Consider the following 14299-nt stretch of genomic DNA (forward strand, 5'->3'; position numbering starts at 1 on the left):
TCGATCATGGAGGCCCTTGCCTGTTTCCGCAGCCCCCTCCCCGCATCACTCGTCTAGTGGGCGACCCACCTCAAGCGGCCAGCCGCCGGCGTACCTCGTCGGCCTCGGGCACACCGAGCGCCTCGAAGAGCACCAGCGCCCGCCGCCACGCCTCCCGCGCCGCCGCCCGCTCGCCGAGCTCGTCGTGGGTGATGCCCAGCTCGTGGAGGCTCACCGCCGCGCTGCGCCGTTCGTCGAGCTTCTCCGCCAGCTCCAGCGCGGCGTCGAGCCGGTCGAGTGCCTCGGCGTGGCGGCCCTGGAGGCGGTGCACGCGGCCGAGCTGGGCGAGCACCGTCGCCTGCCCCACCGAGATGCCAAGGGCGACGAATCCCGCGTAGCTCTCCTCGTAGCACGCCTGCGCCTCGGCGTACGCGCCCTGCCGCTCGTACACCTGCGCCAGGTTGCTCAGCACCGCGGCATGGCTGCGCCGGTTGCCGTTGCCGCCGAAGATGTCGAGCGCCTCGCGCAGGCTTTCCACCGCCCGGTCGGCCTGGCCGAGTCCACAGTAGACCTCGCCCAGGTTGTTGAGGCTGATCGCCTGGCTGTGGCGGTCGTCCAGCGCGCGGCTGATGGCGAGGCTCCGCTCCAGGCACTCGGCCGCCTCGGCGAGCTGGCCGAGGCTGTCGTACACCGTGCCGAGCCCGTTGAGGCAGGCCGCCTCGCCCCGCTGGTCGTCCGCGGCGGCGTACCGGTCGAGCGCCGCGCGCAGGCAGTCGAGCGCCTTCGGGTACTCGCCGCGCACCTCGAACGCGGCCCCGAGGTCGCGGCTCGCGTGCGCCTCGGCGATCGGGTCACCGGTCCGGCGGGCGACGGCGCGGGCCACCTCGTTGACCTCGACCCAGTCATTGAGGTAACCGCGTACGTGGAAGAACGCGAACAGCGCGCGGGCCAGGCTGGTCGCGGAGGCGGCGGGCAGCGCCGGGGTCTCCGCGATCTGGTGTACGGCGGCGAGCAGGTTGGCACGCTCCGCCTCCAGCCAGTCGAGCGCGCTCTCCACGCCGGGGAACGCGTCACCGCCCTCGGCCCACTCGCCCGCGCTCGCCGGTCGGCCGTCGGCGGGGCGGAGCAGCCGGAACGCCTGCCAGGCGGCGGCCGAGTACCAGCGCAGGAGGCGGACCAGGGCGGCGCTCGACGGCGGCGGCGCGAGCGACCGGCCGAAGAGGCGGAGCAGGTCGTGCAGCCGGAAGCGGCCGGGCGCGGGCTCGGCGAGGAGCTGGCAGTCGACCAGCCGCTCCAGGATCCGCTCGGCCTCGGCGACCGGCAGGTCGAGCAGAGCGGCGGCGGCCGGCAGGCTAAGGTCGGCCGCGTCCGGGAGGGCGAGCAGCGGAAACGCCCGCGCCGCCGCCCGGTCGTCCGGCTCGGTGCCGTCGCGCAGCAGTTCGTAGCTGACCTGGAAGCTGGACCGTACGCCCAGCTCGCCGAAGCGCAGCTCGTCGAGGCGGCGCCGCGTGTCGGAGAGGCGGTCGGCCAGTTCGCGTACCGGCCACGACGGGCGGGCGGCCAGCCGCGCGCCGGCGATCCGCAGCGCGAGGGGGAGGCAGCCGCACCAGGTGGCGAGGCGCTGCGCGCCGCCCTGGTCGGCGGCGACCCGGTCCGCCCCGGCGAGCCGGCTGAGCAGCAGCATCGCCTCGGTGGGCGGCAGCACGTCGAGGTGGACGTGGGCAGCGTTATCCAAGGTGGACAGTACGCGCCGGCTGGTGACCAGGACCGCGGTGTGCGGGCCGGCGGGCAGCAGCGGGCGGACCTGCGCGGTGTCGTGCGCGTTGTCCAGCACCACGAGCAGCCGCCGGGTCGCCGCGGCCGCCCGGAAGGCCGCGCTCGCCTCGTCCACTGTGGTCATGTCGGTCTCCCGTACGCCGAGCGCGCGCAGGAACCGGCCGAGCACCTCCAGCGGCGGCAGCGGTCGCAGCCCGGCGGTGGCGCCCTGGAGGTCGACGTAGAGCTGGCCATCCGGGAAGTGGTGGGCGAGCCGGTGGGCCAGGTACACGGCGAGGGCCGACTTGCCGACGCCGCCCGGCCCGTCGATCGCGACCAGCGGCGCGGGGCGCAGCGGGGAGGGGGCGAGCCGGGAGCGGGCGGCGGTGACCTCGCGGTACCGTCCGGTGAACGCGGCGATGTCCGGCGGCAGTTGCCGGGGCTTCGGTCCGCCCTCGTCCACGGCCGTGGACGGGCCGGGCGGGTCGAGCGCGGGATCGGCGGAGAGGATCTGCCGCTGGAGTCGCTGGAGTGCCTGTCCGGGCTCCACGCCCAGCTCGGCCACGAGCCGCCGGCGCAGGTGGCGGAACGCCTCCAGCGCGTCCGCCTGCCGCCCCGAGCGGTACAGCGCGAGCATCGCCAGCTCGTGCAGCCGTTCGCGCAAGGGCTGCTCGGTGGTGGCCGCGGCGAGCGCGGGCAGCGCGTCGGCGTGCTCGCCGAGGGCCAGCCGCGCCCGCGCCCAGTGCTCCAATGTGGTCAGTCGCCGCTCGGCCAGATCGGCCAGTGTGGACTCGCCGGCGGCGCCGAGTTCCAGCCCGTCGAGCGGGCGGCCGCGCCAGAGGGCGAGCGCGCGTTCCCACCGGTCGGCGGCGGTGCGCAGCTCGCCCCGGGCCGCCGCGCGGTGCCCTTCCTCGGCGAGCCGGTCGAAGACGAGCATGTCCAGCTCGTACGGGTCGACCTGGATCTGGTAGCCGGGCGGGCGCGCGGTCAGCCCGGTCAGCCGTAGCGTGGTACGCAGGCTGGAGACGTGCGTGCGGATCGCGCCGGCGGCGGTGCGGGGCGGCTTGATCGGCCACAGCGCGTCGGTCAGCGTGCTCACCCCCACCGGCCGGTTGGCGTGCAGCAGCAGGAGACCGAGCAGCGTGCGGGGCTTGGTCGCGGTGAGCGGCAGGGGCTGGCCCTCCGCCCCCTCCACCTCGAGCGGACCGAGAATGCGGAACATGACCATCCGGCCACCTCCTCGACCAGATGCACGCGCCTGGCGCCAGATGGTTCAGCGATCAACCAAATATTCGGTGGCTCCCGCCGTACACCTGGCGCAGACTGGCGGCGTGATCGAGCCGAAGGCCCTCCGCGTCCCTGCCGCTGCCGTCCTCGCCGGCACGCGACAGCAGCGTGACGGGCTGCCGGCTGCGATCCGTGTCCGACGATCATGATCGGGGCGTTTCTCGACGGCGTGATCGCGGGCTACGGGGTCGCCATCCCGGTCGGTGCGATCGCGATCCTGATCATGGGGCTCGCCGCCCGCACCTCGTTCACGGTCGGTGCCGCCGCGGCCCTGGGCGTGGCCACCGCCGACGGGCTCTACGCGGTCGTCGCCGTGGTGGGCGGTGCCGCGCTCGCCGGCGTGATCGAGCCGGCCGCGACGCCCATGCGCTGGATCGCCGTCGCCGTGCTGCTGGGCCTGGCGGCGCGCACGGCGTACGTCGCCGTCCGCCACCACCGCGACCCGGCCCGCGCGGCCCGCTCCGACGCCGGGCTCGCCACGCCGCCGAGGGCGTACGCGGGGCTGCTCGCGCTCACCCTCCTCAACCCGATGACGATCGTCTACTTCGGAGCGCTGGTGCTCGGCCGGCAGGCGTCCGACGAGCTGGACGCCGGGGGAGAGGCGCTCTTCGTGGCCGGTGCGTTCCTCGCGTCGGCGAGCTGGCAACTGGTCATCGCCGGCGGCGGCACGCTCGTCGGGCGGCTGCTCACCGGGGCGCGCGGCCGGCTGGCTACCGCTCTCGTGTCGAGCGCGCTGATCGTCGTACTGGCGGCGGGCACCGCCCTGGGCTGAGCCTGGGGCTGTTTCACAAGGGCGTGCCTCGGCTAGACCGACCCCTACGAAACAGGCCCCAGCGCTCGCGTACACCGGTCAGTGCGAGTAGACCTCCATCTCGTACAGCGAGTAGCCGTAGGAGGTCGCGCGGCGCACGCCGACCATCCGCACGTACCGCGCGGTGGCCGGCGTGAAGGCGGCGTTGTCGGTGCCGCCGTTGCCCGCGGTGGTCGAATACGCCGTGGTCCAGGTGCTGCCGTTGGTCGAGGTCTCGATGCGGTACGAGGACGCGTACGCCGACTCCCACCGCAGGATCACGCGGCCGACCGTGCGGTTCTGTCCCAGGTCGACGGTGAGCGACTGGTTGTCGTTCCAGGAGCTGGCCCACCGGCTGCCCGGATCGCCGTCGACCGCCCGGCTGGGCGAGTGCGGCGACTGCGTGCCGGTCGCGGTGGCCGGGCGACCGGCGGCCAGGTTGCTCACGTCCTGGCCGCGCCCCGCCGGGAACGACACGGCCTGCTGGTACGTCGGCCGGTTCTGCCAGGCGATGATGGGCGAGGTGATGCCGCCGAGCGGGGAGTGGACGATCGCGTCGGCACACCACTGGTCGCCCGCCGAGCAGTACTCGTCGCCCGGATACACTGTGGACGCCGGCTGGGCCGCCGCCGCGCGCAGCGTGTCCAGGAGCACGGTGCGGCAGGCGGCCAGGACGCCCCCACCGCAGTACGCGCGCCCGAGCCCGCTCTGCACCGGGTCGCCGAGCACCGTGCGGATGTCTTTGTCCACATAGCCCCACCAGCCGTACTGGAACGCGGAGCCCTTGTGCGACTGCGCCGAGTTGGCCGAGGAGGGGAAGCTGGACGTGTCGCCCACCTGGCGGCCGGAGGGTGATTCGTTGACCTGCATCGCGTTCACCAGGGCCTGGTACAGGTCAGGCCCGAGCCCAGGCTTGAACTGTCCATTGACGAGCACCGGCCACCACGCGTCGAAGACCCGGATCGCGGTGGCGTGCTGGTATTGCTTCGAGCCGGCCGCCGTCTCCTTGCGGGTCGCGCCGGCCTGCTGCCACGCCTTGAGCTGGCTGACGGTCGTGGCGAGCCCCGCGTCGGTCACCGGCTGGCTCTCGATGACCCGGATCAGGTCGTCGAGCACCTCCTTGCCCCGCAGGTCCACTGTGGCCGCGTGCTCGACGAGCCGCACGACGCCGGCCCGGTCGAGCTTCTGCCCGGCGCTGAGCGCCGCCTTCACCGGCCCGTCCAGCAGCTCGCCCCGGTGCACGGAGCCGAAGCTGAAGTTGCCGTCCGCCGCCCCGAAGTCGCGGGCCTGTTTGTTGTTCCAGGAGACGTAGTAGTCCTGGTCGACCGACTGCGGATGGGCGGAGGCCGGCGCGAAGCCGGTCCACTCGTACTGCGCGGCCATCGGCAGGTTGGGATTGGAGCCGGCCGCGCGCACCGGGTTGCGCCCCGAGTTGAAGTACGCCGACTGGGTCGAGTTGACGTAGAACCAGTTGAACGCGTACTCCACATTGGCCCCCGCGGTGAGGAAGGCGCTCGCGCTGCCCATCGCGGCCGGGTCGTTGAAGAGCTGGAAGCCGATCGCCGAGTGCGCCTCCCGCCCGTACGTGGAGCGGCGCTGCGCGAAGGCGTACGGCTGCCCGCCGACCGTGGCCCGCCAGGCGACCAGCCCGAGTGCCGTACGCCACGCGACGATCCGGTACGAGCCGGCCGGCGTACCGTCCGCGACCGTCGGGGTCCAGGAGTTGACGTGCGACAGCTCCTCCATCGCCTTGCACTGTCCCTGGTGGAGGTAGCGGTTGCTGGCGAGCGTCGGCGCCGAGCCGTCGGTGGTGCAGAGCGGCAGCGCGTACGTGTCGGTGATGTCCTGGACGGCCGACGTGGCACTCCACGCGTAGTCCTGCCCGCGCCCGAGCAGCACGTAGAGGCTCACCCCGGCGAACGCGACGCCGCGGGCGCTGATGCCCGGCCCCTGCAACTCCTGCATGAGCAGCAGTTGGGGCGAGAAGTAGCCGGTCTGCGGCCCGAAGACCGCGATGGGGTGGCCACTGGTCGAGTGGCGGCCGGAGACGACGACCGCGTTGGACATGCCCCGGTGCGGCCCGCCGATGCTCAGCTCGGCGAGCGCGACGGCGCCGTCGGTGGCCGAGCCGGTCGCGTCCCTGACGATCGGCTCAGGGCGGGCCGAGCCGGCGTCCGGCATGACCACGCTCGGCGCGTCGTCGGGCGCGGAGCCGTACGGGAAGCTCTGCCCGTCGTGCAGCGTCAGCACCGTCTCCGGGTCGTTCTGCGAGCGGAACGCCCGCCACACCGCGTCGCCCTCGGTCGGGCCGTACTTGGCGCGCGCGGCGATGCGGACCAGCGCGGACTGCATCTCGTTGCCGCCGCCCCCGCCGAAGAGGCCGCCCACGACACCGGCGATCGCGATGAGGTCGGTCATCGTGAAGCGCTCCGGCCCGCCCGCGTTGGTGATCGCGTCGAGGTGGCCGGTGAGGACGTACTCGCCGGGGCAGTTGCGGCCGCGCATGCACGCGTCGATGTACGCGTTGACGCCGGCGATGTACGCCTCCACGTCGGTGTAGAGCTGCTCGCCCCGCGGCCCCTGCTGGCGCAGCGCGTTGACCTGGGCCTGGAGGTCGGCCTCGGTGTACGGCGAGTTGCGCCAGACGCTCTGCTCCAGCGCCCGGTTGCCCGGCGCGCCGCCGGCGAACGGGGTGAGTTTGCCCCGCCCGACGTGCCGCAGCAGGTCCATCGTGAAGAGGCGGTCCTCGGCGCCGGCGTACCCCGCCCCGAACATCGTGCCGGAGCGCGTGGTGCCGGTGATGTGCGGCGTGCCGGTGGCCCGGTCGCGCACGATCGTCACGTCCGACCGCGGCTGGTAGGTCCGCTCGGCCTGCCCCGCCGGTACCCCGAACGAGGCGTTGTTGAAGTAGGTGTTGATCTGGTCGTCGGTGAGCCCGGCGTAGTTGTAGACCAGGTTGGCGTAGTCGTCGATCTGGTCCGCCGAGTGCGTGGGACGCGTGCCGAGCGCCTGGTGGGCGAGGATCTCGACGAGCGTGGCGTTGCCGTTCTGGCCGGGCGGCATGATGTCGGAGCACTGCTCCAGGCAGTAGTCGTTGGCCGCGAGGACGGCGGCCTGGGCGGCCGCGGCGGCGGCCCGCTCGGCGGCGGCGCCCGCGGGCGGTGGGGGGAGGACGAGGCTGGTCGTCGCGGTGAGCAGCGCCGCGGCGAGGACCGGGAGGGTGGCGGGTCTGCGCATGGCGATCCTCATGGTCGTTAATATGTGAGGAACATTCGTGTACCGGATGGTAACCGTCTATGGCCGCCGTGCCTAGAGCCCCGTCGATGCCTGGTCATTCGGTACCCCCGGTTTATTCGGTACCCCCGGTTATTCGGTACCCCCGGTTATTCGGTACCCCCGGTTACAGGTTCTTCGATGCCTCGCGGCGGGAGAGCGGCGCCAGCTCGTGCTCCGCGAGGTACGTGCGGACCGCCGCCGGATCTGTCTTGGCGTACTCGCGCAGCGCCCATCCGATCGCCTTGCGCACGAAGAAGTCGCGGTGGCCGGCCTGCCGCGTGCAGTACCGGAACAGGCGCGCCGCGTCGGTCCTCTCCCGGTAACGGAGCTGGTGCAGGATCGCCGTGCGCACCAGCCACATGTCCTCGTCTTCGACCCAGGCATCCATCGTGGACAGCAGCGCCGGATGCGCGGAGGCCAGCGGCCCGACCAGGTGCGCCGCGAGCGCGTCCACTGTGTCCCACCACGGCTTGGTGACGACGAGCAGGCGCGCGGTGGCCACGAAGCCCGCCGAGCAGGCCCGCGCGTGCCGCCGCAGCCAGTCGCAGGCGAAGTACTGGTACTCCCGCTCGGGCAGCGCCCAGCACGCCTCGGCCACCGCCCGCAGATCCTCCTCGGCGGGGCGGGGGAGCCCGGCCAGCACCTGCCGCGCGAGCGCCCGCTGGGCCGGTGACGGGAGGCCGAGAAACGGAAACTGGTCCCGCATGTACGCCGCCATCGCCGCCGCCCGCCCGGGGTCGCGCGCGGCCTCGTACACGCTGGCCAGGCGGCCCATGATCTCGGTGGCGAGCGGCGTCACAGGCCGATCATGCCGTACCGTCGGGCGCATGGGCAGTCGACCGGCCGCGGGCGGCGGGCGCTGGGTCGAGGTCGCCCCCGAGCGCCTGGCCAGGTGGATGGAGGGCTTCGCGGCCCGGCACGGCCCGCCGCGGTCCACCATGACGGGGTACGGTGTGGAGCTGCTCGCCCCCGACGGAGCCGCGGCCGAGCTGCACACGCCACCGGGCGCAGGCGGCCACACCGACCTCGACGGGTTCGTCGCGGCGGCGCTCGTGCCGCGCCGGCTAGGGCTGCTGCTGGCCCGCAAGGGCGCGGTGGCGCTGGGGATCGCGGTGGGCGACCGGCTCGCGGCGTCCAAGGTGGACATTTCGTACGTGCAGAGCCGCACCGCCGCCGGCGGCTGGTCGCAGCAGCGCTTCGCCCGCCGGCGGGAAAACCAGGCCAAGGCGGCGGCCGGCGACGCGGCCGACCTGGCGGCGCGCGTGCTGCTCCCGGAGGCGGCGACGCTGGCCGCCCTGGTCTGCGGCGGCGACCGCCGCACCGTCGACACGATCCTCGCCGACCGCCGCCTCGCCCCGCTCGCCGCCGTCCGCGCCGAGCGCCATCTCCAGGTGCCCGACCCGCGGCACGCCGTGCTGGTCGACGCGGCCCGGGCCGCCCGCGCGGTGTCGATCCACCTCCCGCCCGCCGACATCAGCGCATAGGGCGCCGTCCACCATGAGGAGAGCGCGCCATCGCCGCCGGCCACCGTGGCGAGCGCGCTGCCGACCGCCGCGCAGGTGGCGCCCGCGGCGATGAGGGCGGCGGCCGGTACGCGGTGCTGGAGGCGGCCGACGAGCGTGGCGCAGACGAGCACCGCGACGCCGTACGCCGCCGTGACACCACCGCCGATCGCCGTGCCGCCCCCGGCCGCGCCCACCGCGGCGGGCAGGAACGTGGGGCTGTCAATCGGCGCGGTTCAGATCGCGTTGCCGAACGTGTCACACCGTTTCGGGTCCCCGGTCCGGTACCCCTGGTCGAACCACTGCTGCCGCTGCCGCGCGCTGCCGTGCGTGAAAGCCTGCTCGTTGACCTGCCCACCGGCCCGCTTCTGGATCGTGTCGTCGCCGACCGCGGCGGCCGCGGTGAGCGCCTGCTGGATGTCCTGCTCGGTGAGGCGGCTGAAGAGCGGCTGCCCGCCCGCGTCGGTGGTCTGTGACGCCTTCTGCGCCCACACGCCCGCGTAGCAGTCGGCCTGGAGTTCGAGCAGGACCGAGAGCGCGTTGGCGTTGCCCGGGTCGCGCTGCTGCTGGCGGCGCATCTGGGCCTCGGTGCCGAGGAGCGTCTGCACATGGTGGCCGTACTCGTGGGCCATCACGTACGCCTGCGCGAACTGCCCTGGCGCCCCGAACCTGCTGGCCAGTTCGTCGTAGAAGGTCAGGTCGATGTAGACGTGCCTGTCCGCCGGGCAGTAGAACGGCCCCACGCCCGAGTCGGCGGCGCCGCAGCCGGTGGTCACCGCGCCGGAGAAGTACCTCGTGGTGGCCATCTGGTACGGGCGGCCGAAGTTCTCCGGGAGCCCGCGCTGCCAGTACGCCTGGATGGAGTTGATGAACGCGAGGTTGACGCAGGCCGGGTCGTCGAAGCGGTTGGGGTTCTCGCGGGAGCAGGTCTGGTCGAGCGGGGCGCTGCTGGTGGTGTCCGCCTCGTCGCCGGTGAGGCCGCCGAGACTCCCGAGGCTGCCGAAGCTCCCGAGCCCGCCCTGCCCGACGCAGAGGAAACCGCAGAGGCACAGCAGCACGACGAGCACCACCGCGATGCCCGCCTTGCCGGTGGGGAGCTTGATGCCCGGCCCACCGCCGCCGCCGGGGCCCCCGCCGCCGCGTCCCCCGCGTCCGCCGAGCCCGCCGGGCAGCCGGAAGCGGCCGCCGCCCCCGCCCGAGCCACGCATGTCCTCGACCTGGCTCGGATCGAGGTTCGCGTCTTTGTTGAACTCCACGCCCTCATGCTAGATCCGCAAATGGGGCAAAACTGGTCAGAGTGCGTTACCGAACGTATCGCACGATTTCGGATCTCCGGTCTCGTGCCCCCGGCCGAACCACTCCTGCCGCTGCGCCGAGGTGCCGTGCGTGAACTGCGACTCGTCGATCCGCCCGCCGGACTCGCGCTGGATCGTGTCGTCGCCGATCGCCGCCGCGGTGTCCAGCCCTTCCTGGATGTCCTGCTGGCTGATGCTCTTGAAGATCCTCTGGCCGCCCGCGTCGGTCGTACCGGTGGCGTTCTTCGCCCACACGCCCGCGTAGCAGTCCGCCTGCAGCTCCAGCATCACCGAGAGCTGGTTGGCGTTGCCCGGATCGCGCTGCTGCTGGCGGCGCATCTGGGCCTCGGTGCCGAGCAGGTCCTGCACGCGGTGGCCGTACTCGTGGGCCAGCACGTACGGCTGCGCGAACTCGCCGGCCGCCCCGAGCTGGGTCGCCAGCTGTTCGTAGAAGGTCAGGTCGATGTACACGTGGTCGTCGGCGGGGCAGTAGAACGGGCCCACGCCCGAGTCGGCCGGCCCGCATCCGGTGTTCACCGCCTGGCTGAAGAACACCGTGTCGGAGGCCTGGTACGGCTTGCCGAAGTGCTCCGGGAGCGCCGCCTGCCAGTACGCCTGGATCGAGTTCACGTAGAGCGTGTTGCGGCAGTCGAGCTGGTCGAGGGCGTTGTCGGCCGCGCACCGCTGCTCGATCGCGGTGTTGTCGCCCTGCTCCCCGCCGCCACCGCCGGTGATCTGGGTCAGGCCGGCGCCGCCGCCGGCCAGCGCCACGAGAAGCGCCACGACGAGGCCGATCCAGCCACCCTTGCCGCTCGGCAGCGGAATGCCACCGAGTCCGCCTCCGCCGCGGGATCCGCGCCGGTCGTCGACCTGGCTCGTATCGATACGGGCACCTTCGTTGAGTTCCACGCCGGGTCCGTACCCAGTGATCTTGGTTCTTACTCGGTTGGGGCCCCACCTGGCGCCAGGTAGAATCACTGCCGTGCTGCTCTGCGAAGGCTGAGCCTCTCCGAGCCGACCGGGTCGATGACCGGCCGGCTCTTTCGCGTTCCCTGAGTCAGCCTTCGACCACGAGAGTGAGTTAGCCGCCATGATCACCGCCACCGGCCTGGAGCTCCGCGCCGGCTCCCGGATCCTGCTGTCCGAGGCCACACTGCGCGTGCAGCCGGGCGACCGGATCGGCCTGGTCGGCCGCAACGGCGCCGGCAAGACCACCACCCTGAAGGTGCTGGCCGGCGAGGGCCAGCCCTACAGCGGCGCCGTCGACCGCCGCAGCGCGGTCGGCTACCTGCCGCAGGACCCGCGCACCGGCGACCTGGAGGTCACCGCCCGCGACCGGGTCCTCTCCGCCCGCGGACTGGACACACTTCTGTCCGAGATGAAGGCCATGGAGGGCAGGCTGGCCGACGGCGAGCGCATGCTCCGTCGATACGGTGCGCTGGAGGACCAGTTCGCCTCCCTCGGCGGATACGCGGCGGAGGCCGAGGCGGCCCGCATCTGCGCCAACCTGGGGCTGCCCGACCGCGTGCTCGCCCAGACGATCGGCACGCTCTCCGGCGGGCAGCGGCGGCGGATCGAGCTGGCCCGCATCCTCTTCCGCGACGCGGGCGAGGAGGGGGCCGGCATCCTGCTGCTCGACGAGCCCACCAACCACCTCGACGCCGACTCGATCACCTGGCTGCGCGGCTACATGGCACAGCACAAGGGCGGTCTGGTGGTGATCAGCCACGACGTGTCGCTGCTCGACGCGGTGGTCAACAAGGTGTGGTACCTCGACGCCAACCGCGCGGTCGTCGACATCTACAACGTGGGCTGGAAGAAGTACCTGGAGCAGCGGGAGACCGACGAGCGGCGGCGCAAGCGCGAGCGGGCCAACGCGGAGAAGAAGGCCGGCGCGCTCATGGCGCAGGCCGACAAGATGCGGGCCAAGGCCACCAAGACCGTCGCCGCGCAAAACATGGCCCGCCGCGCCGAAAAGCTGCTCAGCGGGCTGGAAGACGAGCGGGTCGCGGACAAGGTCGCCAAGGTGCGCTTCCCGACCCCGGCACCGTGCGGGCGCACGCCGTTGACCGCGCGTGGACTGTCCAAATCGTACGGTTCACTGGAGATCTTCACCGACGTCGACGTGGCCGTCGACCGGGGCTCGCGCGTGGCGATCCTGGGGCTCAACGGCGCCGGCAAGACCACGCTGCTGCGCATGCTGGGCGGGCTGCTCGAGCCCGACACCGGCGAGGTGGCGGCGGGGCACGGGCTGCGGGTCGGCTACTACGCGCAGGAGCACGAGACGCTCGACGTGGAGCGCTCGGTCCTCGACCACATGCGCAGCGCCGCGTTCGAGCAGTCCGACACCGATCTACGCAAGATCCTCGGCGCGTTCCTCTTCTCCGGTGACGACGTCGACAAGCCGGCGGGCGTGCTCTCCGGCGGCGAGAAGACCCGGCTGGCGCTGGCCACGCTGGTTTGCTCGGGCGCCAACGTGCTGCTGCTCGACGAGCCGACCAACAACCTCGACCCGGTCAGCCGCGAGCAGGTGCTCGACGCGATCGCCCGCTATCCGGGCGCGATCGTGCTGGTCACACACGACCCGGGCGCGGTGCAGGCGCTCAAGCCCGACCGGGCGATCCTGCTGCCCGACGGCGACGAAGACGCCTGGAGCGACGACCTGCTGGAGCTCGTCGAGCTCGCGTAGCGCGCGACCGCGCCCCTGGCGTCGTCTCTCGCGAGACTCAGGCTCACGACAAGATGTTGTTCGCGACCGGCCCTGGGTTGCCCCGGGCGGCAGGTCGGGTCTGTGTTCAAGAAAGCTGTCGAGCCGGGCGCACCAACGCGCCCATCGCCGGCACACTTCCTCAGTTGCGTGATCGGTCGGGATAGTTCGTTGGACCGGGCGGCCCGGTGCGCCCACCAGGCAGGGCAGCCCTTGGATCAAGACGAGTTACGGCTGCTATTGACGCCACAGATTGTCTAGATCCGGTGATCATGGGTCCTGCGGCGGTGACCATGGCGTCTGCGGCAGGTTTTGCCCGAATTGTCGTCGCACATCCCATGATCATCGCGCGAAGAGGGCGGGGCGCATGGATTTTCCCTGCTCACGCGAGGCGGCCCAGGATAGGCCCGATGTCATGATCGACCTAAGTTGAGCCGCATTGGGTCCGGATCGACGCGGATGTCGCCGGTAACCCAAATGTTCCTATTTGCGCCAGTCGTGGATCACGGGGCCAGGGCCGCCCGGAGCACGACGGCGGCCGCCGCTCCCGCCCCGACCAGCAGCAGCGGGCTGGGCACCGGGGGACCGGCCTGCCGCTCCGGGGCGGTGGCGGCGACGGTCAGCCACGGGAAGAACGTCAGCCAGGCGTGCTCGACCCCGCCCCGGGCCAGGCCGGCAAGCACAGTGGACAGTACGGCCGCGCCGGCACCGACCAGAAACGGCCAGCCCGGCGTGTTGCGCATCTTGCGCAGGCTGGCGACCAGTGCCGGCCCGGCGGCCAGCAGCAGCACGGCCAGGCTGATCGCGCCCCACCACAGCACCGGCCGCTCGCGCTGGGCCGCCAGCAGCCCGTCGACCCAGCGGAACCCGAGCACCTGCGCCACGGCCACCGGGACGAGCGCGCCGAGGCCGGTGAGGATGTTGAGCGCCGCCCGCCGCCGCGCAAAATAAAGACAAACCAGAGAAAAGCCCATCCATGGTACGGCGAACGAGAACATCGCCGCCATGCCGAGCAGCAGCCCGGCGGTGATCGCGCCCGCGCCCGCCTTCGGTCCGGTGCGCCGGTGGTCGCTGGCCCACGCCCCGGCCGCCACCATCGCCGCGACGAGCACCGCGACCAGGCCGTCGAGGCTGGCCGCCACCCATATGGCGTACGGCGCGAGGGCCACCACCGGCAGGTAGCGGCGGGCCTCCACGTCGCCGCAGCCGTTGCGTACCGCCACGAGCACCAGCGGCACCAGGAGCGCGCCGACGGCGGTCAGCAGCAGCCCCACGGCGAGCGGGCCGGTGAGCCCCGCGCGGTGGATCCAACGGAGTACGAGAGCCGGACCGGGCGGCTCACCGGTGTGGTTGGCGGGGCCGTACAAGCCTTCCGCACCGTTGACAACGGCCAATGCGAGGGTCCACATTAGGCCCGCCAGATAGCCGGTGAGCAGCACAATTGGCCACGAGACGCGGTCCCACCAGCCGCGGGCCGCCACGCTGATCACTACGGCCGCCACCACCGGCGCGAGTACGGTGGCCGGACCGGCGTTCCACTGGTACGTGCCCAGGAAAGGCGCGGCATCGGTGCCGAGTGGGGACGCGAACCGTACGGCCAGCCAGGTGAACGCGAGTCCGGCGCCGGCGAGTGCCAGCCACACGAACAGGTCCCACCGTGTCACCCGTGCTTCGCTCATCACGGCCGACCACGGTATCGGGTAGGCGA

The 14299-nt window shown here is 72.7% G+C and carries 9 protein-coding genes; 3 read left to right on the top strand and 6 right to left on the bottom strand.

What is annotated here, in order from left to right:
• Nucleotides 1-70: 70 nt before the first annotated feature.
• Nucleotides 71-2956, bottom strand: coding sequence for an AfsR/SARP family transcriptional regulator (locus ACFFIA_RS23775; RefSeq protein WP_377253893.1), 2886 nt, complete (start codon nt 2954-2956; stop codon nt 71-73).
• 210 nt (nt 2957-3166) lie between these two features.
• Here ACFFIA_RS23775 and ACFFIA_RS23780 point away from each other — a divergent pair, with 210 nt between their 5' ends.
• Entirely contained in the window at nt 3167-3793 is a 627-nt protein-coding gene (locus ACFFIA_RS23780) for a LysE family transporter (RefSeq protein WP_377253895.1), read from the top strand.
• Nucleotides 3794-3871: 78 nt separating this feature from the next.
• On the opposite strand, the gene ACFFIA_RS23785 is transcribed toward ACFFIA_RS23780, so the two are convergent.
• Nucleotides 3872-7048, bottom strand: a complete 3177-nt coding sequence (locus ACFFIA_RS23785; protein WP_377253897.1) for a penicillin acylase family protein — start codon at nt 7046-7048, stop codon at nt 3872-3874.
• A gap of 163 nt (nt 7049-7211) precedes the next feature.
• On the bottom strand, nt 7212-7886 hold the full coding sequence (locus ACFFIA_RS23790) for a DNA alkylation repair protein (RefSeq protein WP_377253899.1): 675 nt from the start codon (nt 7884-7886) through the stop codon (nt 7212-7214).
• Between the two features lie 28 nt (nt 7887-7914).
• Between ACFFIA_RS23790 and ACFFIA_RS23795 the strand changes: the two genes are divergently transcribed.
• The gene (locus tag ACFFIA_RS23795; RefSeq protein WP_377253901.1) at nt 7915-8571 is read left to right on the top strand and encodes an acVLRF1 family peptidyl-tRNA hydrolase; all 657 of its coding nucleotides are present in this window, start codon (nt 7915-7917) and stop codon (nt 8569-8571) included.
• A gap of 254 nt (nt 8572-8825) precedes the next feature.
• On the opposite strand, the gene ypfJ (ACFFIA_RS23800) is transcribed toward ACFFIA_RS23795, so the two are convergent.
• Nucleotides 8826-9845: a KPN_02809 family neutral zinc metallopeptidase gene (ypfJ, locus tag ACFFIA_RS23800; RefSeq protein ID WP_377253903.1), complete on the bottom strand. Its 1020-nt coding sequence runs from the start codon at nt 9843-9845 to the stop codon at nt 8826-8828.
• 36 nt (nt 9846-9881) lie between these two features.
• A complete protein-coding gene (gene ypfJ, locus ACFFIA_RS23805; protein ID WP_377253905.1) occupies nt 9882-10793 on the bottom strand; it encodes a KPN_02809 family neutral zinc metallopeptidase in 912 nt (303 codons plus the stop codon).
• Nucleotides 10794-10974: 181 nt separating this feature from the next.
• On the opposite strand from ypfJ (ACFFIA_RS23805), the gene ACFFIA_RS23810 reads away from it, so the two are divergent.
• Nucleotides 10975-12573 carry an ABC-F family ATP-binding cassette domain-containing protein gene (locus ACFFIA_RS23810; protein ID WP_377253907.1) on the top strand — a complete coding sequence of 533 codons (1599 nt, stop codon included), beginning with the start codon at nt 10975-10977 and terminating at the stop codon, nt 12571-12573.
• A gap of 521 nt (nt 12574-13094) precedes the next feature.
• Here ACFFIA_RS23810 and ACFFIA_RS23815 read toward each other — a convergent pair.
• Entirely contained in the window at nt 13095-14270 is a 1176-nt protein-coding gene (locus tag ACFFIA_RS23815; RefSeq protein WP_377253909.1) for a hypothetical protein, read from the bottom strand.
• Nucleotides 14271-14299: the final 29 nt, after the last annotated feature.

Source organism: Phytohabitans kaempferiae (assembly GCF_042433955.1).
In the GTDB taxonomy this organism is placed as follows: domain Bacteria; phylum Actinomycetota; class Actinomycetes; order Mycobacteriales; family Micromonosporaceae; genus Phytohabitans; species Phytohabitans kaempferiae.

Bases quoted from the DNA above. Each gene is read 5' to 3' on its own strand.
- ACFFIA_RS23775 (WP_377253893.1), bottom strand. From the start codon at position 2,956: ATGTTCCGCATTCTCGGTCCGCTCGAGGTGGAGGGGGCGGAGGGCCAG.
- ACFFIA_RS23780 (WP_377253895.1), top strand. From the start codon at position 3,167: ATGATCGGGGCGTTTCTCGACGGCGTGATCGCGGGCTACGGGGTCGCC.
- ACFFIA_RS23785 (WP_377253897.1), bottom strand. From the start codon at position 7,048: ATGCGCAGACCCGCCACCCTCCCGGTCCTCGCCGCGGCGCTGCTCACC.
- ACFFIA_RS23795 (WP_377253901.1), top strand. From the start codon at position 7,915: ATGGGCAGTCGACCGGCCGCGGGCGGCGGGCGCTGGGTCGAGGTCGCC.
- ACFFIA_RS23810 (WP_377253907.1), top strand. From the start codon at position 10,975: ATGATCACCGCCACCGGCCTGGAGCTCCGCGCCGGCTCCCGGATCCTG.
- ACFFIA_RS23815 (WP_377253909.1), bottom strand. From the start codon at position 14,270: ATGAGCGAAGCACGGGTGACACGGTGGGACCTGTTCGTGTGGCTGGCA.